The sequence below is a fragment of the Methylobacterium sp. J-090 genome (genome assembly GCF_022829345.1).
Taxonomy (GTDB): Bacteria; Pseudomonadota; Alphaproteobacteria; order Rhizobiales; family Beijerinckiaceae; genus Methylobacterium.
Genome location: NZ_JAKSXV010000070.1, coordinates 57925 through 78253, shown reverse-complemented (window position 1 = coordinate 78253; position 20329 = coordinate 57925). Strand labels below are relative to the sequence as shown.

Sequence of the window (20329 nt, the reverse complement as noted above, 5' to 3'; positions counted from 1 at the left end):
AGCACCGTGCCGACCTGCGGGTGGAAGTCGATGCCGCCCGCCATGCCGGCGACGGTCTCGGAGCGGCCCGCCGCGTTGGCGGTGGAATCGACGGAGCCGAACTGGCCGTAGCCCGTGGCCCAGACGCCGTAGCCGCGGCTCGTCTCGACGAACCGGGGGGCGGGCACGGGGGCGCGGTTCGGCATGTCGGCGGCGTAGACCGTCGGCGGCAGGGTGAAGCCCGTCGGGCCGGCCTCCGTGCTGGCCGCATAGGCCCGCGACAGGAGCTGGCTGCTGAAGGCGCGGCCCGAGCGGAGCTGCGGGTCGGCCAGCGACGCGTAGCCCTGGCCGGCGACCCGGTCGAGGGTGGCGGCGATCCCGGCATTGCTCTGGTTGTCGATGACGAGGAGCGCCTGCGGGTTGTTGGCGAGCGCCGCATCGAGGCCCCGGGCGACGTTGGCCTGGTTCGCCGTCTGCGCCACGAGGCCGAAGCTCTGCTGCGCCAGAGTCACGTAGGCGTTGTTGGCGTCGGTGGAGGCGATCGCGCGGATGAGGAAGGGCAGCGTGCCGCTGTCGGTCACGTTGGCAAAGCTGCCGTTCACCCCGCCCGCGGCGGTCAGCACGGTGTAGCGGGTGTTGGGCAGGTAGGTGCCCGCCGCCGCGATGAGGCTCGCCGTGCCGCCGAGGGTGGCGGTGCCGGTGGCGACGAGGCGGGCGGCCTGTCCGTCGGCGCTGACGGCGCTCTGCAGCGTTCCGCTGGCCTGCTGGACGTAGTTGCCCGCGACCATCAGCGTGCCCGAGGGTGCGGCGGCCGAGCCCGGCGCGACGATGCCGGCATTGGTCAGCGTGCCGACGACACGGCCGGTGCCGGCGAGGGTGCCCGCCGCGCCGACAATGGTGCTGGCGTTGAGGGTGGAATTCACCGTCAGGGCACCGCCCGCCACGGTCGCCCCGCCCGAGAAGCTCTGGGTGGAGCCCGAGGCCAGGGTCCAGGCGCCATCCGATTGCCGCAGGGTGGTGAAGCCCGTGACGTTGCTCGCGAGCGTGCCGGTGCCCGTGAGATTCAGGGCGTTGATGCCGAGGCCCGTGGCGGTGATGGCTCCGCCGATGGTCGAGCCGGTGCCGAGGGTCACGGTGTTCCGGCTCGCCGCGACATCCGCGAAGGCGATGGTGCCGGTGATGGCGCCCGTGTTGGTCAGGGTGTGATTGCCCATGCCGTACTGGAGGTTGCCGACGATGCGGCCGGCATTGGTAGTCGTGCTGTTGCGGCGGTTCGCCGTGGTGGCGTTCTGCGGGTCGGCATCGGTGAAGCGCACGTCGCCGGTGATGACGCCGCCGGCATTGTTGGCGAGCGTCGCGTTGCCGGCGCCGTAGACCACGATGGCCTGGCCGCCCGCCGGGCCCGTGATGGCGCCGTCGTTGACGATGGTGAAGGCCTGAGCCCGGCCCTGGATGGCGCGCACGCCCGTACCGGTGGCGGTGATCTGGCCGCCGGCGCGGTTGTTGACCGTAAGGGCCGCGACATCGTCGTCGGAATCGATGGCTGCGACCGCCGCCGTGCCGGTACCGTTGCGCGTCGCCGAGATCGTGCCGGCGTTGGTGATCGCCATGGAGGCGATGTTCTCGCCGGCATAGATGCCGCGGGAGATGCCGACGCCGTTCTCGGTCACCGCGATGGTGCCGGTGTTCGTGACCGCGACGTTGGCGAAGTCCGCGCCGGTCGAGTTGCTGAGCACGCCGTAGACGCGGGTGGCGGCGGTGTTGGCGCGGCCCGCGGCACCGATGCCCACGAGGGTGCCGTTGTTGACGAGACCCGTGTTCGACCCCGACAGGTTCACGGTCTTGTTGGTCAGGGTGTTGTTGACGGTGAGCTGCGCGCCCGCGCCCGTCACCTGGATCAGCCCGGCGATGGTCTGGGTCGAGCCGGCACCGAGGGTGAGATTGCCGCCCGCCACCGTCAGGTTGCCCGAGAGGTTCTGCACCGAGCCGCTGGCGGTGGTCCAGGCGCTGCCGGCGCCGGTCTGGTTGAGGCTGGTGAAACCCGCGACCGTGCCGGTGAGGGTGCCGGTGCCCGACAGGTTGAGGGTGTTCGTGCCGAGGCCCTGCGCGGTGATGTTGCCGCCGATGCTGGAGCCGGTGCCGAGGTTCACCGTATTCACGGTGGCGGCGACATCGAGGAACGACAGGCCGCCGGTGATGCGGCCGGTGTTGGTCACGGTCTGGCTGCCGCCGCCGAAGGCAAGGTTGCCGTTGATGGTGCCGGCATTGGTGAGGATGCCGGTGCGGCGCAGGTTCACCAACGTCGCGGCGGTCTGGAGATCCTGGTCGAAGTTGCGGACATCGCCGTTGATGACGCCGGTGGCCGTGTTGGTGATGACGGTGTTGTAGGCGCGCGGGGCCGTGGCGTCGCCGGCATTGCCGGCATTCACCGCGAAGGTGGCGATGGCGGCCTCGCCGGCGGTGGTGTTGGTGAGGGTGCCGCTGTTGTTGATCTCGTACTGGGCGGCGCGGCCCGAGACCGCGCGGGTGTTGGTGCCCGTGGCGGTGATCAGGCTGCCGGCGGCGTTGTTGACCACGAGGCGGTCGGTGTCGTCGTCGGCATCGACGCCTGCCACGACGGCGGTCGTGGCCGTGGCGGAGGTGCCGCGGGTGGCCGAGATCAGGCCGGTGTTGTTGAGCGTGAACAGGGTGGTGTTCTCGCCGGAATAGATGCCCCGGGCGATGCCGTTGCCGTTCTGCGTCACCGCGATGACGCCGGCATTGGTGACGGTGGTGCTGGCGTATTGCGCGCCGTCCGGCGCGCTCGAGAAGGCGCCGTAGACCCGCGTCGTGGTGCTGCCGGCCGGGGCCGTCAGGGTGATCGTGCCGGTGTTGTTGAGGGTCGAGCGGTCACCCGCCAGGTTGACGCCGTAATTGTCGCGGTTCAGCGGCGCGGTGTTGCTGATCGTGCCGGCGTTGTTGACGACGCTCGTGCCGTTCACCCGCACGTTGGTGAAGCTCGGGCTGGTGCCGGTGGCGGTCTGCTGCGAACCGATGACGGCGCCCGGCTGGATGTTGACCGTCAGACCCGTCGCGGTGGCGGGCGCGATGAAGCCCGTCGGTTGCGTATCGGCACAGGTCACGGTCTGCCCGCTGGCCGGTGAAGCCGGCTGACACGCCGCCGATGCTTCGGCGATCAGCATGCTCCACACAGGAACACTCGCCATCAGTGAGCGGCGCAGCACCCGACCTTGCCTCGACATCGTGTCTCCCCAATTTTTGTATTTTTTATTGGCTCGTTGCTCGCAGTCTCGGCGAACATGGCGGACGATTACGCCGTGCACGGAGGGAGTCAAAAAATAGTTCAGCATCCGACGACCGCATCCGAGGCTTTGACTCGCGACGGTGCAAAACGATCACACTTTTTCCTTATTAGGGGCAAATCAGGGGATACATGACTGGTAAAAAGGAAGCTTTATAGTTTCAATTGCGCATTCAAGTTGGGATAGATTGGCAATCGCGAGACGGACGATCCTTTTCCGCCATGGCCGAAGACCACGACCGCGTCCGGGCCGGATCGTCGGCCGAGTCGATGCCGTCCGCCTCACCGCGTGGCGAACTTGATGCTGATCGCCGCCTTGGCGACGAGGCCGGGATTGGACAGGGCGTTGAGGTACTGGGTGTAGCGCTTGTCGAAGGCGTTCTGGAGAATGAAGTCCGCCTTGATCCGGTCGTTGACGCGGTAGGAGGCGAAGAAGTCCACGAGGGCATAGGCCTTGGTCGCCAGGATGGTGGCGCCGGCAGGCAGGTCGGTGCGGGCGTCGACGAGGTTCAGGCGGGTGCCGACCGTCAGGCGCTCGTCGAGGAAGCGCAGGCCCAGGCTGGTGCTGATCCGGTCCGGCGGCACGGTGATGAGGCTCTGGCGCGTGGCCCGGTCGCGGCCTTCCGTGTGGGTGGCGGCGAGCGAGACGAAGCCCCGGCCCCAATCGTAGGCGCCCTCCAGTTCGACGCCCGACAGCTCGGCCCGGGCGATGTTGAGGTACTGGAACGACTGGACCGGGATGACGCACGGGAAGCGCCCCGGCATCCGGGCGCAGATCGAGGCCGGGATGCCGGCGATGGCCGGCACGAAGTAGGTCGGCCCCACCGCCTGGATGTTGATGAAGTCGTCGATCTCGTTCCGGAAGACGTTGACCTTCGCCCGGAATACGTCGTCCGGCGCGAGGACCGCATTGTATTTCAGGTTGATGCCGCCCTCCACAGTGCGGGCGACCTCGGGGCGCAGGGTCGGGTTCGGCAGGATGCTGAAGGCTGGGAACGGGTGGATGCCCTGGACCAGGGTCTCGGTGATCGAGGGCGCGCGGTAGCCCTCGGCGTAGGTGCCGTAGACCTCGATCCCGGGCAACGGCGAGACGCCGACGGTGATCTTCGGCGAGATCCGGTCACCGCTGGAGCGGAAGGCCCCGCCCGACAGGTCGTAGGTGTCGTAGCGGAGCGCCCCGATCACCCGGAGCCATCCGGCATAACGGATCTCGTCCTGCACGAAGGCCCCGGCGAGACTGCGCTGGCCGGACGGCGTGAAGGCGCCGCCGAAGCCGCCGGCCTGGTCCGTGGTGCGGACATCGTTCCGGACGAAATCGCCGCCGACCGTGACGGCGTGGTCGAGCGCCCAGGTGTCGAAGCGCGCGGTGTTGTGGACGTCGAAGCCCGTCGTGCCGATGTCGTAGGTGATCCGGTCGCCCGCCCGCGTGCCGAGGCGGCCGTAGAGGCCACTGGCCGTGTCCTGCAGGAAGGTCAGGTCGTTGTGCGTGGTGGTGTAATAGCCCTTGATGCTGAAATCGATCAGCGGCACGTCCGGCCGACTGAACCGATAGCTCAGGGTGTAGGTGTCGGCCTGAACCGCGTTGGCGAAGCGCGCGCCGGCATTGCTGGTGCCCGCATTGGCGAAGTCGAAGCGCTGCAGCAAAGCCGTGCCGCTGAGCTCGTGCCCGTCGGCGGGCCGGAGGTTGAACTTCGCCAGCCCCGAGGTCAGTTCGTTGCCGGTGTCGCGCACCAGGGTGCCGAGGCCGTCGCGGTACGGTCCGTTGTTGCGGAACACGAACTGCCCGAACACGTCCGCCGCCGTGCCGATGCGGGCGCCGAGGGCCGTGGAGTTGATGAATTTCTGGCCGTTGGTGCCGAAACCCTGCTTCTGCACGGCGCCCGCCACCTCGTCGGGGGCCAGGATGTCGTCGATGGTGCGGGTGCGGAACGCCGCCACGCCGCCGATGGCCCCCGAGCCGTAGATGGTCGCCGTCGGCCCCCGGGTGATGTCGACGCCGCCGACGAGCTCGGGATCGAGGTAGAACACGCCGTTGGCGCTGTGACCGGAGGTCTGGAAGTCCTGGCGCGCGCCGTCGACGAGGACGTTGACCCGGCCGAAATCCTGCAGGCCCCGGATGTTGATCGCCTGGGCCGGATCGTTCTGGTTCTCCTGCGTGGTCACGCCCGGTACGTCGCGCAGGACGTCCGACAGGCGGCTCGGCTGGACCCGCTCGATCTGCTCGCGCGTCACCACGCTCGTGCCCGAGAGGGCATCGACGGCGCTGCCGGGGGTCTTGGTCGAGGTCACCGAGATGGTGTCGAGGCTGACATCGGCCTCGGCCGGGACCGGACGGACCGGCGGCGCGGTCTGGGCCCGCGTTTGGGCCTGGGCCACGGACAGGGCGAGGAGCGAGCAGCCGAGCGCCAGCCAGGCGCGGTGGGACGATCGGGACATGGAGGCATCCGCCAGGAGCATGTCGACAGGAGCACTGTCGAACAGGGACACAGTCGAGAGACGTGGCTGGCTGGCGAAGGGCTGGCTGGCTGATCTCCCAGTGCCGGGCCGGATGGTGGGCGGTCAACGGCGGCGGCGGCCCCCTAGATTGTCGCCGTTCCGATCTGCCTTCCGGAATTCTTCAAGACGTTCCAGATTGGCCCAGTCATCGATCACGGACGTTGCGGGCAAGCAACACTCCGGCGGGGCAGGAGGAAGGGCTGGTCACCCGACGGAACCCGACCGACGGGCCAGGAGACGCCGAAGACCCGCGCGATGAGATCGTCCCGCATCACCTCGGTCGGGGGGCCGTGGGCGACGAGGCGGCCGTCGTCCAGCACCAGCATCGCATCGGCGTAGGCGGCGGCGAGATTCAGGTCGTGCAGGATCGCGATCACGCCGACGCCCTGCCGGGTAAGATCCAGGGCGGCGTCGAGCAGGGCGCCCTGGTGGCGCAGATCGACGCTGGCGGTCGGCTCGTCCAGAAGCAGCATCTGCCGCTCGGCGAGGGTGCGGCCGGCCGCGAGCTGGCAGAGCACCCGGGCGAACTGCACCCGCGCCTGCTCGCCGCCCGAGAGGGTCGGGTAGGCGCGGCCGGCGAGATGGCCCGCATCGGCCCGGGCCAGGGCGTCGGCCAGAATCCCGTCGCGGTCCCGCCGGCCGAGGCCGCGACCGATCCCGTCGAGGCCGATCCGCGCGACTTCCGCGGCGGAGAACGGGAACGCGAAGTGGGCGGCCTGGGGCAGCACGGCGCGCAGGGCCGCGAGCCGCCAGGGGGGAATCGCCGCCACCGCCTCGCCCGCATACGCGACGGTGCCGCGGGTCGGCCGCAGCTCGCCGCTGAGGAGCCGCAGGAGGGTGGACTTGCCGGCCCCGTTGGGTCCGACGATCACCTGGAGGGTTCCGGGCCGCGCCTCGAACGAGACGCCGTCGACGAGGCGGCGCCCGCCCGTCGCGTAGCTGAGGTCGCGGGCGGCGAGGAGCGCGGGCTCAGTCATCCTGGCGGGGCCTGCCGAGCAGCAGCCACAGGAAGACCGGTGCGCCGACGAAGGCGGTGACGATGCCGATGGGCAGCTCGGCCGGCGCCACCACGAGGCGCGCGGCGACATCCGCCAGCACCAGGAAGGCGCCGCCCAGAAGAGCACTGGCCGGGAGCAGCCGGCGATGGTCCGGGCCGATGACGAGGCGCAGGGCGTGCGGCACGACAAGGCCGACGAAGCCGATCACCCCGCTCGCCGCGACGCCGGCTCCCACGGCCACGGCGACGAGGAGGATGGCGAGGCGCTTCAACCGCTCCACCGCGACGCCGAGGTGGAAGGCCTCGGCCTCGCCGAGGACCAGGGCGTTGAGGCCCCGCCCCAGGAACGGCACGAGGACGAGGACGGGCAGCAGGGCCGGCGCCGTCGCCCACACCTTGGTCCAGGTGGCGCCGCCCAAGCTCCCGAGGGACCAGAAGGTCAGGTCGCGCAATTGCCGGTCGTCGCTGGCATAGACGAGGAGGCCCGTCAGCGCCCCGCTGAGGGCGCCCAGGGCGATGCCGGCGAGCAGCAAGGTGGCGACGGAGGTGCGGCCGGCCCGCGTGGCGATCCGGTAGAGCCCGAGGGTCACCATGAGCCCGCCGAGAAAGGCCGCGACGGGGAGCGCCGCGTAGGGCACCGGTCCCGGCAGCCCGGCCCCGGCGAGGAGCCGGTCGCCGAGGACGATGACGGCGGCGGCGGCGAGGCCCGACCCCGCCGAGACGCCGACGAGGGCCGGGTCGGCCAGGGGATTGCGAAACAGCCCCTGCATGAGGGCCCCCGACACGGCGAGTCCGGCGCCGATCAGGAGTCCGAGCAGGGTGCGCGGCAGGCGGATGTTGAGCACCACCAGGGCGTCGCGGGCCAAGCCCGGCTCCGCCAAGCCCGGCTCAACCGTGCCGGGGGTGAGGATGTCGAGGATGCGGCCCGGTGCGATCCGCACCGCCCCGAGTCCGAGGGAGAGCAGGACGGCGAGGACGAGGAGCCCGCCGAGCCCCGCGAAGACGATGGCGCCGGGCCGACCCGGCGAGGGGGTGACAGTGGCGCCGGGCCGGCCCGGCGCTGGACCGTCAGTCACGCGGCAGGTCCGGGTAGACCGCGCGCATGAGGTCGCCCGCCGCCTCGGGTGTCCGGGGGCCGAAGCCCAGGAGGGAGAGGCCGTCCATGGCGACGAGGGCACGCCGGGCGGCGGCCGGCGTCTGGCCCAGAGCCGTCCCGCTCGCGAACACGGCCTCGGGAGTGGGACTCCGGCCCTCCGTGGTCATCATGATCACGGCATCCGGGGCGGCGCCGACGATGGCCTCGTCGGTGAGGGGCTTGAACCCCTCGAGACCGTCCGCCGCGTTGACGAGGCCGGCGAGCGCCAGGATGCCGTCCGCCGTACTGCCCCGACCGCCGACCATGACGCGGCCGCCGGTCTGCGACAGCACCACGAGGGCGCGGACCGGCCGCACCACGCGGGCGCGCTGCCGGCCGAGGGCGGCGAACCGGTCGGCGACCGCGCGGCCGAGGTCGTCGGCCGGCGCCTCGAGTCCCGCGAGGCGGCCGACGGTGGCGATCTTGTCCAGAACCCCTTCGGCGGTGGGGGGCTCGCGGACCATCTCCACGGGCACGCCGGCCTCCCGCAGCAGGGCCAGCACGGCGGGCGGCCCGGCCCCCTCGGCGGCGATGACGAGATCGGGTCCGACGGAGAGCAGGCCCTCGGCCGAGAGGGCCCGGAGATAGCCGGCGTTCGGCCGCTCGCGCAGCACTTCGGCCGGGTAGACGCTGGTGGTGTCGACGATGACGATGCGCGGGCCGGCGCCGAGGCGCCACAGGATCTCCGTGACGGCTCCGCCCAGGGAGGCGATGCGGGTCGCGGAGGCCGCCGCGCGGGCGGGGGGCGCCAGGGCACAGCCCAGGACGCCCGCGAGCAGGGCGCGCCGGGAGGGGGGCAAGGGGCGGTGCATCGTCATTTCGTGAGGATCAGCTTGTCGTTGGCGGTCACCCGGAGGCGATAGTGGGCGCCGGCGTGAAGGATGACGATCTCGCGGCGGCCCTGCAGGAGGACCCCCGAGGGGATGCCAGCCTCCGGCGTCGCGGAAGGATCGAATCCGGCGCTCAGGGGGCCCGACGGCCGATCCCGCAGGTGATCGCCCCGGCCGCTGTCGCTCACGTCGGACATTTTGTAATGATTCCAAGTCGTCATCGGAATTTTTACAATCGATCTAAAGCACCGATGCGGTCCCCTCACCATAAAGACCTTCCCAATTGAAGGCCAGACGAGACAAAGGCCTTTCCGTCGAGCGGGCCGACATCCGGTCCGCGGGGCAATCGCCGCAGCCCACCCTGGATATCACGGCCGCGCGGGACGGAGGGCGGGCGCCGAACGGCCGTGCGCCCCAGGACGTTGGAGGGGTGACACGCACCGGTCGAAGCGGGAAAAGCCCTGCCTCACACCATTCGCGGGAGACAAACGCCATGAGCCAGCCCGTCGTCGTCGCCGTCGCGATCACCGGCTCCGTGCCGCGCAAGGCCGACAACCCCGCCCTGCCCGTCACGGTGGCCGAGCAGATCGAATCGACCCACGCCGCCTACGAGGCCGGCGCGACGTTGGCCCATATCCACGTCCGCAACGACGACGAGAGCCCCTCCTCCGATCCCGAGCGGTTCGCCGCCGTGCAGGCGGGCCTGCGCTCGCACTGCCCGGGCATGATCGTGCAGTTCTCCACCGGCGGGCGCGGGCGCGATCCGGCGAGCCGTGGCCTCTCGCTCCGGCACGCGCCGGACATGGCTTCGCTCTCGACGGGGTCGGTCAACTTCCCCACCATCGTGTACGAGAACCACACCACCCTGGTGCAGGATCTCGCCGCCCAGATGAGGCGCGTCGGCACGCGGCCGGAGATCGAGATCTTCGACCTCTCGCACCTGCACGGCGCCGGGCGCCTCGCGGAGGCCAGGCTCATGGACGACCGGCCCCACGTCCAGTTCGTCCTGGGCGTGCAGAACGCCATGCCGGCCGAGGAACACCTCCTCGACATCCTACTCGCCGAGTTGCGGCGCGTGCTGCCGAGGGCGACGTGGACGGCGGCCGGCATCGGCCGCCATCAGGCGCCGGTGATGGACTGGGCCCTGGCGCGCGGCGCGGACGCCGTCCGCACCGGGCTCGAGGACAACATCCGCATCACGAAGACCCGGCTCGCCGCGAGCAACGCCGAACTGGTGGGCCTCGCCGTGGCGGCGGTCGAGCGGCACGGCCGGCGGGTCGCCAAGCCCGCCGAGGCCCGCGCCATCCTGGGGCTCGCGGGCTGATCCGGCCCCCGTCAGAGTGCCTCGCGAAACTCCCGGTCACCGCCGGTTCTCGCCCTGAGCACGGCGGCGCAGCGGGCGGTTTGTGAGAGACACTCAGGCGGGCGTGGCCCCCGGCGTGCCGCAGGCGGAGCAGAACCGCTCGAAGGTGCTCTTGCGATGCTCGCAGGCGGGGCAGCGCTCGAAGACCCCGATGCCGCAATGGGGGCAGTAGTTCGCCGCCGGATTGGCAAGGTCGATGGGCCGCTCGCAGCCCGGACACACCTTCTTGGCCAGGCGCTGCAGGGCCTGGTCCGTCGCGATCTCCGTGCGGCGTTCCGCGTCGGGCCGCGCCTCGGCCGCCTTCTGCCGCTCGTTGTAGGCGTGGAGCGCGTTGATCGCCCCGCGCCCGACGAAGAGGGTCGCGAGGACGCCGACACCGTAATGCACGTAGCCGCCGTAGCTCGGAAGATAAGGCACCAGCTCGACGAAGAAGGCGAAGGCGGCGGCGAAGGCGAATCCCCAGACGAAGGGCCAGTTGCGGGTGTGACGGCGCTTCAGCAGCAGCCATCCGGCAAGCGCCAGGAGTGGCAGGGTGAGGGCGAGGCGATAGCCGAAGACCCGCAGCTCCTGGTCGGCCTCGGCCGCGTCGAGCTTGCGCTGGCCCACCGCCCGCAGCTCCGCCTCGATGCCGTCCTGCGTCGCCTCGCGCTCGGAGAGGTCCAGGCCGGACCGGCTCAACGCTTCGAGGCGCTCCTCGACCGCGCGCTCCGCCGCCTTCAGGGCGTCGAGCCCCTCCGTGCGGGCGACGAGGGCCGGGTCCTGATCGACGCGCTGGGTGGCGTCGCGGGTCTTGAGCCAGTTCGCGAAGGTCTCCCGCGCCGCCTCCGAGGCGGAGCGCGCCGCGTCCAGAGCGAGCTGCGCCTGCTCGGCCTGACGCCGGACGTCGTCCTGCTCCCGGCGTATCCGCTTCAGGGCATCGGTCGACGCCTGCGCCTCCGCCTTGTCGAGGAACTGCGCGAGGGTGAAGCGATGCTCGACCTGGGGCAGGTCACCGACGACGAGGGCGCCGAGGCCGATGAGGAACACCGCGAAGGCGAGGGCCACGAGCCAGAGGACGACATTGAACCACCGCTCGGACAGTCTCGAACTGGATCGCAACGGCCTATCCCCCCAGATGCGTCACCCGGACGATCCCGGCCCGGCCGGCGCCTCGATCGTCCACCCGTATCAGGTTTCGCCGCCGGTCCGCCGCAAGATCGCACGATCCGGGCTCGGACCCGTCCCTCACCATCGACGGCAGGACGGTGGGCTGGGCCCGATCCGGCCGTCGCGGTGGGCGGATCGGGGGATTTCCGGCGAACGCCCCCTATGTAGGGAGCATGAGACCAATCCTGATCGGCACCCTCCGGGTGATCGCCCTCCTGGTCGCCTCCGCCGCGTCGGCGGCCGAGGGTCCGGCCTTCATCCTCGTCGGGCTCGACGGCAAGACCTTCTTCGCGCCCGAGGGCGGCCGGAACGGTCCGAACGGCCACGATTCCGTCGGCATCCTCGACGTGAGCGACGAGGCGCGGCCCCGGCTCGCCCACACCCTGCCCCTCGACAATTCCGTCTACGGACCCCCGACCAATCTTCGAGTCACGCCGGACGGCCGCCTCGGGCTCGTGGCGAGTTCGGTCCTCATGCGCCAGGAGGGCACGGCCTGGTACGCACATGCCGATGACCGGCTCCACGTCATCGACCTCACCGCCGCCCCGCCGCGCCTCGTCGAGACGGTTCGGGTCGGACGCCAGCCCTCCGGCCTCGCCATCGACCGGACCGGCGGCCGCGCCCTCATCGCCAACCGCGAGGGCCGCAGCGTAACCCTGCTCACCATCGTGGGCACCGTCGTGCGTCCCGTCGCCATCGTCGATGTCGGCGACGAGGCGGCGGCAGTGGCGTTCGCCCCCGACGGGCGGCGGGCGTTCGTCGCCAAGAACAAGGCCGGCCGGATCGGAATCCTGTCCCTCGACGGAACGGTGATGCGCTACGATCCCGGCCTCGACCTCCCCGTCGGCCCGGGCGTCTACGGTCTTGCCGTCACGCCCGACGGGTCGCTCGCGCTCACGGGCAACACCGGCACCGAGCCGAGCGACGGCCACGCCGACAGCGTGAGCGTCATCCGCGCCGACGCGGCGCGACCGGTGGTCATCGACCATCTCGGCATCGGCGACACCCCGGAGGCGCTGGCCATCGCCCCCGACGGCCGCCACGCCGCCGTTTCGGTGGTGCGCGGGGCGAGCGCGCCGCACGGCGCGCCGGGCTACACGCCGACCGGCGCCGTGGCGCTGCTCTCCCTCAAATCCGACGGCACGGTCCGGCGGGTGGCGGAGGCGGCGGCCGGGGCGGTGACCCAGGGCATCGTCTTCAGCCCGTCCGGTTCCTACGTCTACATCGGCAACTACGTCGATCGGACGCTCGGCGTCTATCGCGTCACCGGGGATGCCCTCGCCGACACGGGCTACCGGCTGGACCTGCCCGGCCAGCCGGCGTCGCTTGGAGGACGATAGGCGGCGCGCCGGCCACATCCCGGTCACACGCCAGCGCGTTGCGGAGACCTCGGAAAGATGGTGTGACGGCCTCGACATGACGCAACCTTCCGATGAACCGTCCCCGATCATCGACCTCGGCCTCGGCGGCACGATCGCGGTCGGCCCTCACCGCATCTCGGTCTCCGAAGCCGTCGCGGTGCTCGAGGCCATCGCGGAAACCGGCTCGGTCCAGGGCATCGCCACGGGGCTCGGTCTCTCCTACCGGGCGGCCTGGGAGCGGCTGCGGATGCTCGAGACCGCGTTCGGGCATCAGCTCGTGCAGAAGACGCGCGGGCACGGCAGTACGCTGACACCGACCGGCCTGCTCCTGCGCGAGGCCCTGGCCTCCGCGGCGTCCAGCCTCGCGGCGCCGATGGCCCGCGAGGGACGGACCCTCCGGGCACGCCTCGGGCCCGTCCTGGGCGGCGACGTGCACCCGCTCACGGTGGCGGCGAGTCACGACCTGCTGATCATGGAAGTCGGCGCGAACTGGCCCGGAATCGCCCTCACGGTCGCCGGCAGCGAGGACGCCCTCGCGCGCCTCGCGGACGGGCGCGCCGACGCGGCGGGGTTCCATTGCGGCGCCCGCGATCTCGTCGCCGGAGGACCCGCTTTCGCCAAGATCGCCGGCGATCCGGGCTTCCGGGTTCGACCCCTCTTCGAGCGGGAGCAGGGCTTGATGCTCGGCCCCGGCAACCCCCTCGGCATCCACGCGGTGGCGGATCTCGCCGGGCGCGGGGTCCGCTACGTCAACCGCCAGGGGGGATCGGGAACCCGGGTCTGGTTCGACCGCCTCCTGGAGCAGCACCGCATTCCGGCGGCCAGCATCCAGGGCTACGCCACCGAGGAATTCACCCATCAGGCCGTCGCCGCCGTCATCGCCTACGGCGCGGCCGATGCCGGGCTGGGCGCCCGCGCGGCGGCCGACCGCTTCGGCCTCGATTTCCTCTCCGTCGGCTGGGAGCGCTACTACCTCGCCACCGCCGTTTCCCTGCCGGAAACGGCCTTCGACGACCTCGCGCGAGCCCTGGCCGAACGGGCGGAGCGGATGCCGGGCTACCGGCGCTCAGGCCCCTGACATCGGCTCCGCGCCGAACGGGCGGAGCCGCGACATCACCCCTCATCATCAGGCTTTTGCGCGATACCTTGGAGCCAATCCAAGCTGTCCGTGTTGCCCTGGGCATCCCGCCTTCGATGGACGGCCCCCGGTCGATCATCCCCGTCGCACGTCCGGAGACCAGATGGGACGTCCTGAAGACCTCACAGTGAATCGGAGAGACCTGATGGTCGGAGCATCCGCCGCCGCGGCCCTGGCCGCCGCGCCGAACGGCGCCCGCGCCGATGTCAACCCCGCCGGCACCGACAGGCCGGTGATGGCCAAGGTGTCGCTGACCGTGAACGGCCAGCGCCGCGACCTCGACCTCGACACCCGCACCTCGCTCCTCGATGCGGCGCGCGAGCACCTGCACCTGACCGGCTCGAAGAAGGGCTGCGACCACGGCCAGTGCGGCGCCTGTACGATGATCGTCGATGGGCGGCGCATCAATTCCTGCCTGACGCTCGCCGTCATGCACCAGGGCTCGGAGATCACCACCATCGAGGGGCTGGGCCAGCCCGAGAATCTGCACCCGATGCAGGCCGCCTTCATCAAGCATGACGGCTATCAGTGCGGCTACTGCACGCCGGGTCAGATCTGCTCGGGCGTCGCGGTGCTGGCCGAGATCAAGGCCGGAATCCCGAGCCACGTCACGGCGGACCTCGACGGTCCGATGGAGGCGACGCCTTCCGAGATCCGCGAGCGCATGAGCGGCAACATCTGCCGTTGCGGCGCCTATTCCAACATCGTCGAGGCGATGACCGAGGTCGCGGGGAAACAGGCATGAAATCCTTCACCTACGAGCGCCCGAGCTCGCCCGCCGCGGCGGCCGCTTCCGTCGTCGCCACGCCGAACGCCAAGTTCATCGCCGGCGGCACCAACCTCCTCGACCTGATGAAGCTGCAGATCGAGACGCCGGCCCACCTCGTCGACGTGAACGGCCTCGGCCTCGACACCATCGAGCCGACGGAAGACGGCGGCCTGCGCGTCGGCGCCCTGGTGCGCAACACCGATCTCGCCGCCGATGCGCGGATCCGCAAGGATTACGCGGTGCTCAGCCGGGCGCTGCTCGCCGGCGCCTCGGGGCAGCTCCGCAACAAGGCGACCACCGCCGGCAACCTGCTGCAGCGGACCCGCTGCCCGTATTTCTTCGACACCGCCCAGGCCTGCAACAAGCGCCAGCCCGGGTCGGGCTGCTCGGCCCTCGACGGCGTCAGCCGGCAACTCGCCGTGATCGGGGCGAGCCAGGCCTGCATCGCCACCTACCCCGGTGACATGGCGGTGGCCATGCGGGTGCTCGACGCCACCGTCGAGACCGTCGACGCGAAGGGGACGGAGCGGAAGATCCCGATGGCCGAGTTCCACCGCCTGCCCGGCGACCGGCCGGAGATCGACACGACCCTGAAGCCGGGCGAGCTGATCACGGCGGTGACGCTGCCTAAGCCCGTGGCCGGCACGCACATCTACCGCAAGGTCCGCGACCGGGCCTCCTACGCCTACGCGCTGGTCTCGGTGGCCGCCATCCTCGGCAAGGACGGGTCCGGGCACGTCGCCTTCGGCGGTGTGGCGCCGCGTCCCTGGCGCGTCGAGGCGGCCGAGGCCGACCTGCCGAAGGGCGCCAAGGCGGTGACCGACACGGTCTTCGCCGGGGCCGAGCCCACTCCCGCGAACGCCTACAAGCTAAAGCTCGCCGAGCGCACGCTCACGGCGGCGCTCAACCAAGCGAGGGCCTGAGCCATGAAGTTCGACACCCCCGCGGGCCGGAACCCCATCGACCAGCTCAAGGTCGTGGGCAAGCCGACCGACCGGATCGACGGCAAGTACAAGACCACCGGCACCGCGCCCTACGCCTACGAGCGCCACGACGTCGTCGCGAACCAGGCCTACGGCTACGTGCTCGGCGCCGGCATCGCCAAGGGCCGCGTGCGCCGCATGGACACCGCCGCGGCGCGGCAGGCGCCCGGGGTCCTAGCCATCGTCACGACGCTCGAGACGCCCCGGATGGAGCGCGGCATGATGAACGCCGCCTACCTCTTCGGCGGCGACGAGATCCAGCACTACCACCAGGCCATCGCGGTCGTGGTGGCCGAGACCTTCGAGCAGGCCCGGGCGGCCGCCTTCCTGGTGACGGTCGACTACGCTCCCGCGGCGGGCAAGTTCGACCTCGCCGCCGAGGCGAAGGGTGCCAAGCCGGTTCCGGGCGACAGCGGCGAGGGCAGCGGCGGCAACGGCGAGGAGCGGGTCGGCGATTTCGAGGGGGCCTTCGCGCAGGCCCCGCTCACGTTCGACGAGACCTACACCACCGCCGACGAGAGCCACGCGATGATGGAGCCGCACGCGACCATCGCGGCCTGGGACGGCGACAAGGTCACGCTCTGGACCTCGAACCAGATGATCGCCTGGGGCCATGGCAGCCTCGCCAAGATCCTCGGTATCCCCAAGGAGAACGTCCGGCTCGATTCCCCCTACGTGGGCGGCGGATTCGGCGGCAAGCTGTTCGTGCGGGCCGACGCGGTCCTCGCCGCCCTCGCCGCGAAGGCGGCGGGGCGCCCGGTCAAGGTGGCGCTGACGCGCCCCCTCATCATGAACAACACCACCCATCGGCCCGCCACGATCCAGCGCGTGCGCATCGGCGCGACGAAGGACGGCACCATCACGGCCATTGCCCACGAGAGCACCTCGGGCAACCTGCCCGACGGCGACCCCGAGACGGCGGTGAACCAGACCAAGCTGCTCTATGCCGGCGCCAACCGCCTTACCGCGATGAAGCTCGCCCATCTCGACCTGCCCGAGGGCAACGCCATGCGGGCCCCCGGCGAGGCGCCCGGCCTGATGGTGCTGGAGGTCGCCATGGACGAGATGGCGGAGAAGCTCGGGCTCGACCCCGTCGCGTTCCGCATCCGCAACGACACCCAGGTCGATCCGCAGGCGCCGGAGCGTCCCTTCTCGCACCGCGACCTCGTCGGCTGTCTCACGCTCGGTGCGGAGAGGTTCGGCTGGGCCAAGCGCAATGCGAAGCCCGGCCGGGTCCGCGACGGGCAGTGGCTCGTCGGGATGGGGATGGCCGCGGCCTTCCGCAACAACATGGTACTGAAGTCCGGCGCGCGGGTGCGCCTGGACGGCACCGGCACGGTGACGGTCGAGACCGACATGACCGACATCGGCACGGGCAGCTACACCATCATCGCCCAGACGGCCGCCGAGATGATGGGCGTGCCGCTGGACAAGGTGGTGGTGCGCCTCGGCGACTCAGCCTTCCCGGTCTCCTCGGGCTCGGGCGGCCAGTTCGGCGCCAACTCGTCGACGGCCGGTGTCTACGCCGCCTGCGTGAAGCTGCGCGAGGCGGTGGCCCAGCGCCTCGGCATCAACTCGGCGGATGCGGAGTTCGCGGACGGGCAGGTGCGTGCCGGCAACCGCGCCGTGCCGCTCGGCGAGGCCGCGGCGGGGGGTGCGCTGACCGCCGAGGACAGCATCGAGTTCGGCGACCTGTCGAAGAAGCAGCAGCAATCGACTTTCGGCGCCCACTTCGTCGAGGTCGGCGTCGATGCCGACACGGCCGAGATCCGGGTCCGGCGGATGCTGGCGGTGTGCGCGGCGGGCCGCATCCTCAATCCGAAATCGGCCCGCAGCCAGGTCATCGGCGGGATGACCATGGGCACCGGCGCGGCGCTGATGGAGGAACTCGCGGTCGACACCCGGCGCGGCTTCTTCGCCAACCACGATCTGGCCGGCTACGAGGTACCGGTCCACGCCGACATCCCGCACCAGGAGGTGATCTTCCTCGACGAGGTCGACCCGATGTCCTCGCCGATGAAGGCCAAGGGGGTGGGCGAGCTCGGCATCTGCGGCGTCGGCGCGGCGGTGGCGAACGCAGTCTACAACGCCACCGGCATCCGCGTGCGCAACTATCCCATCACCCTCGACAAGCTCCTCGACGACCTGCCCGACGCGGCCTGAGCGGAGCCAGAACCGCCATCCCGGGGGGCCGAACGGCGTTCGTTCGATCCGGCCCTCCGGTCCGCTCGATCGGGCACCCCCGGGACTATTAGCGGCACGAAACGCGCCCTCGATGGGTGCCTTCATCCGCCGGCATCCGCGCGGTTGTCAGGCACGCGCCCCGGGCTGATCGATCACATTCACGTCAGTGATACGGTTATACCAGTCGCGATCCGGTCTCCCCCGGAACCGCCATCGTACGCCCTCGTTACGGCTTGGCTCGATGCGAGCGGCGGGGAAGGCGATCGAAGGTGGTGGAGGGCGTCGACAGGCACGAACTCCGGCAGATCATCGCCGGTCTCACCGAGGGGGTGATCCTGATCGAGCCCGATCAGACCATCGCCTACGCCAACACGGCGGCCCTCGCGATGCACGGGGCCGAATCCCTCGACGAGCTGGGCGGCACCGTGGATGCGTACCGGGAGCGCTACGCCCTACGCTACCGCAACAACCAGGCGCCGAACCGCTACCCGATGGAGCGGGTCGTTTCCGGCGAGAAGTTTCACGACGTGATCGTCGAGGTGCGGCGCTCGGACAAGCCGGAGGTCGATTTCGTCCACTCGCTCCGAAGCCTGGTCGCCACCGACCGGGACGGCAATCCGAGCTGCCTCGCCCTCATCCTCAAGGACGTTTCCGGGCAGTTCGAGGCCGAGGAGCGCTTCGAGGCGACGTTCAACGCCAATCCGGCGCCGGCCGTGATCTGCCGGCTTTCGGATCTGCGCCACGTCAAGGTCAATCTCGGCTTCCTGGAGATGACCGGCTACACCCGCGACGCCGTCATCGGCCGCAGCGTCTACGAGGTCGACGTGCTGGCCGGCGCCCGCAGCCGCGACCTCGCGATCGCGCGGCTTCACGCGGGCGGGACCATCCCGCAGATGGAAGCCTGCCTCGACCTGCCGGACGGAAGCACCCGCTTCGTCATCGTCGCCGGCGAGCCGATGGAGCTCGGCGACGAGCCCTGCATGCTCTTCACCTTCGCCGACCTCGAGCTTCGGCGAAAGGCCGAGACCGCGCTCAAGCAGAGCGAGGAGCGGTTCGCCAAGGCGTTCCGGCTCACCCCCGTGCCGACGGTTCTCGTGCGGGCCGACGGCTTCGCCATCACGGCGGTGAACGAAGCCTTCTCGCGGGTCTTCGGCTACGGCGCCGACAAGGTCACGGGACGATCGCCGTCCGACCTTCGCCTCTGGGTGCACGAGGGCGCCAGGGACAAGTTCGAGACCGCCGTGGCGCGCACCGGCTACGTCCTCGGCCTCGAGGTCTGCCTGCGTCACGAGGACGGGACCAACCTCGATTGCTTGGTCTCGGCCGAACGGGTCGAGATCGGCGACGAAGCCTTCGCCCTGCTGGTCCTGCAGGACATCACCGAGCGCAAGCGGACCGAGCGGGACCTGTTCGACGCCATCGAGGCGGTGATGGCCGACACGTCCTGGTTCAGTCGTGGGCTGATCGAGAAGCTGGCCAACCTGCGCCGGCCGGGCAGCGAGCACAAGGACGGCCTCGTCCCAAACGTCACCGTGCGGGAACGCCAGATCCTCGACCACATCTGCCAGGGCCTGGACGACGACGCCATCGCGCGGCGCCTGAATCTGTCCCGCAACACGGTCCGCAATCACTCCGCTTCGCTCTATCGGAAACTCGGCGTCCACAAGCGCTCCGAGGCCATTGTCTGGGGACGCGACAATGGCTTCCCGCTCGCCTCCCCCGGGTAAAATAAATCGCTCTACCGGTACATCTGTATCATTGCCGGGCGCCGATCACGGGCCACTTCAGAGCCGGTACTCCTCCCAACACTTTGCCCCTGCATTCTGGAGACCTCCGTGAGCCCGCAGAAGACGTCTTCGACGCCCGACAAGCTCAAGGGATCGGTCAAGGAAGCCATCGGCAAATTGATCGGCGACGAAAACCTCACGGCCGAGGGCAAATCTCAGCAGAACCTACCGAAGTCAGCTGTGAAACCGAAGACCACCCCTGAAACGTAGCTTCGGTCGCACGTCTCACCCGACGAACACGAACGTCACTGAAAGATAGGAGAAACACCATGGTCGATACGGACCGCATCACCGGCGCCGCCAAGGAACTCGGCGGCAAGGTTCAGGGCGCCGTCGGTGATCTCACCGGCTCGCGGCGCGACTCGGTCGAGGGCCGGGCCCGCGAGGCGCAGGGCGCCGCCGAGAATCTGTACGGTCAGGCCAAGGACACCGTGCGCGACGGCGTCGACCAGGTCGCCGACACCGCCCGCGACCTCGGCGGCAAGGTCCGCGACACGGTCGGCAACCTCGTCGGTTCGGGCGACGTCGAGGACCGCGCGCGCCGCGCCCAGGGCGCCGCGGCGGACACCTACGAGCGGGCCGAGCGCTCGGTTCGCAGCGCCGCCCGCGAGGCCTACGATCAGGCTGGGGACGCCTACGAGCATGCGGGCGACTACGTGCGCCGCGGCGGCCGCGACGTGACCCATCAGATCGCCGAGCATCCCGTCGCCGCCCTGCTGGTGGCCGGCCTCCTCGGCTACGGCGTCGGCCTCCTCATTCACGGCCGCGACTGAGCCGCAACTGATCGATCCGACCGCGCCGGGACTGCGCGGGCGGACCCTTAAGTTCCACCCCACCCACTGACCCCTCGAACGACCGAA

The 20329-nt window shown here is 70.7% G+C and carries 16 protein-coding genes; 9 read left to right on the top strand and 7 right to left on the bottom strand.

Annotated elements, in window-relative coordinates:
* The 6 genes from MKK49_RS11085 to hemP form a co-directional block, all read right to left on the bottom strand.
* Positions 1-3161: beta strand repeat-containing protein (locus MKK49_RS11085; protein ID WP_244028345.1), on the bottom strand; the 3161-nt coding region annotated here is incomplete at its 3' end.
* A gap of 401 nt (positions 3162-3562) precedes the next feature.
* Positions 3563-5716 carry a TonB-dependent hemoglobin/transferrin/lactoferrin family receptor gene (locus tag MKK49_RS11080; RefSeq protein WP_244028343.1) on the bottom strand — a complete coding sequence of 718 codons (2154 nt, stop codon included), beginning with the start codon at positions 5714-5716 and terminating at the stop codon, positions 3563-3565.
* Positions 5717-5928: 212 nt separating this feature from the next.
* Positions 5929-6753, bottom strand: coding sequence for a heme ABC transporter ATP-binding protein (locus tag MKK49_RS11075; RefSeq protein WP_244028341.1), 825 nt, complete (start codon positions 6751-6753; stop codon positions 5929-5931).
* The gene (locus MKK49_RS11070; RefSeq protein ID WP_244028350.1) at positions 6746-7780 is read right to left on the bottom strand and encodes a FecCD family ABC transporter permease; all 1035 of its coding nucleotides are present in this window, start codon (positions 7778-7780) and stop codon (positions 6746-6748) included. The genes MKK49_RS11075 and MKK49_RS11070 overlap by 8 nt, the downstream gene beginning before the upstream one ends.
* 61 nt (positions 7781-7841) lie before the next feature.
* Positions 7842-8720, bottom strand: coding sequence for a hemin ABC transporter substrate-binding protein (locus MKK49_RS11065; protein WP_244028339.1), 879 nt, complete (start codon positions 8718-8720; stop codon positions 7842-7844).
* Between the two features lie 2 nt (positions 8721-8722).
* Complete coding sequence (gene hemP, locus MKK49_RS11060) at positions 8723-8935, bottom strand: hemin uptake protein HemP (protein WP_244028337.1); 213 nt, start codon at positions 8933-8935, stop codon at positions 8723-8725.
* Between the two features lie 296 nt (positions 8936-9231).
* Here hemP and MKK49_RS11055 point away from each other — a divergent pair, with 296 nt between their 5' ends.
* The gene (locus tag MKK49_RS11055) at positions 9232-10062 is read left to right on the top strand and encodes a 3-keto-5-aminohexanoate cleavage protein (RefSeq protein ID WP_244028335.1); all 831 of its coding nucleotides are present in this window, start codon (positions 9232-9234) and stop codon (positions 10060-10062) included.
* Between the two features lie 93 nt (positions 10063-10155).
* On the opposite strand, the gene MKK49_RS11050 is transcribed toward MKK49_RS11055, so the two are convergent.
* Entirely contained in the window at positions 10156-11199 is a 1044-nt protein-coding gene (locus MKK49_RS11050; RefSeq protein WP_244028333.1) for a zinc ribbon domain-containing protein, read from the bottom strand.
* Positions 11200-11420: 221 nt separating this feature from the next.
* On the opposite strand from MKK49_RS11050, the gene MKK49_RS11045 reads away from it, so the two are divergent.
* The 8 genes from MKK49_RS11045 to MKK49_RS11010 all read left to right on the top strand — a co-directional run bounded on the left by MKK49_RS11045 (position 11421) and on the right by MKK49_RS11010 (position 20242).
* Positions 11421-12587 (top strand): YncE family protein, encoded by a 1167-nt coding sequence (locus tag MKK49_RS11045; RefSeq protein ID WP_244028332.1) that lies wholly within the window; start codon positions 11421-11423, stop codon positions 12585-12587.
* 76 nt (positions 12588-12663) lie between these two features.
* Complete coding sequence (locus MKK49_RS11040) at positions 12664-13686, top strand: substrate-binding domain-containing protein (RefSeq protein WP_244028331.1); 1023 nt, start codon at positions 12664-12666, stop codon at positions 13684-13686.
* Between the two features lie 163 nt (positions 13687-13849).
* Positions 13850-14491 carry an aldehyde dehydrogenase iron-sulfur subunit PaoA gene (paoA, locus tag MKK49_RS11035; protein ID WP_244028330.1) on the top strand — a complete coding sequence of 214 codons (642 nt, stop codon included), beginning with the start codon at positions 13850-13852 and terminating at the stop codon, positions 14489-14491.
* Positions 14488-15438, top strand: coding sequence for an FAD binding domain-containing protein (locus MKK49_RS11030; RefSeq protein WP_244028329.1), 951 nt, complete (start codon positions 14488-14490; stop codon positions 15436-15438). The genes paoA and MKK49_RS11030 overlap by 4 nt, the downstream gene beginning before the upstream one ends.
* Before the next feature lie 3 nt (positions 15439-15441).
* Complete coding sequence (gene paoC / locus MKK49_RS11025) at positions 15442-17661, top strand: aldehyde oxidoreductase molybdenum-binding subunit PaoC (RefSeq protein ID WP_244028328.1); 2220 nt, start codon at positions 15442-15444, stop codon at positions 17659-17661.
* A gap of 290 nt (positions 17662-17951) precedes the next feature.
* Positions 17952-19409 carry a helix-turn-helix transcriptional regulator gene (locus MKK49_RS11020; RefSeq protein ID WP_244028327.1) on the top strand — a complete coding sequence of 486 codons (1458 nt, stop codon included), beginning with the start codon at positions 17952-17954 and terminating at the stop codon, positions 19407-19409.
* A gap of 108 nt (positions 19410-19517) precedes the next feature.
* On the top strand, positions 19518-19679 hold the full coding sequence (locus MKK49_RS11015) for a CsbD family protein (RefSeq protein WP_244028326.1): 162 nt from the start codon (positions 19518-19520) through the stop codon (positions 19677-19679).
* 59 nt (positions 19680-19738) lie between these two features.
* Positions 19739-20242, top strand: a complete 504-nt coding sequence (locus tag MKK49_RS11010) for a CsbD family protein (RefSeq protein ID WP_244028325.1) — start codon at positions 19739-19741, stop codon at positions 20240-20242.
* Positions 20243-20329 lie beyond the last annotated feature (87 nt).

Coding starts and splice junctions, on each gene's coding strand:
- MKK49_RS11080 (WP_244028343.1), bottom strand. CDS start 5,716: ATGTCCCGATCGTCCCACCGCGCCTGGCTGGCGCTCGGCTGCTCGCTC.
- MKK49_RS11075 (WP_244028341.1), bottom strand. CDS start 6,753: ATGACTGAGCCCGCGCTCCTCGCCGCCCGCGACCTCAGCTACGCGACG.
- MKK49_RS11065 (WP_244028339.1), bottom strand. CDS start 8,720: ATGCACCGCCCCTTGCCCCCCTCCCGGCGCGCCCTGCTCGCGGGCGTC.
- hemP (WP_244028337.1), bottom strand. CDS start 8,935: ATGTCCGACGTGAGCGACAGCGGCCGGGGCGATCACCTGCGGGATCGG.
- MKK49_RS11055 (WP_244028335.1), top strand. CDS start 9,232: ATGAGCCAGCCCGTCGTCGTCGCCGTCGCGATCACCGGCTCCGTGCCG.
- MKK49_RS11045 (WP_244028332.1), top strand. CDS start 11,421: ATGAGACCAATCCTGATCGGCACCCTCCGGGTGATCGCCCTCCTGGTC.
- MKK49_RS11040 (WP_244028331.1), top strand. CDS start 12,664: ATGACGCAACCTTCCGATGAACCGTCCCCGATCATCGACCTCGGCCTC.
- paoA (WP_244028330.1), top strand. CDS start 13,850: ATGGGACGTCCTGAAGACCTCACAGTGAATCGGAGAGACCTGATGGTC.
- MKK49_RS11030 (WP_244028329.1), top strand. CDS start 14,488: ATGAAATCCTTCACCTACGAGCGCCCGAGCTCGCCCGCCGCGGCGGCC.
- paoC (WP_244028328.1), top strand. CDS start 15,442: ATGAAGTTCGACACCCCCGCGGGCCGGAACCCCATCGACCAGCTCAAG.
- MKK49_RS11010 (WP_244028325.1), top strand. CDS start 19,739: ATGGTCGATACGGACCGCATCACCGGCGCCGCCAAGGAACTCGGCGGC.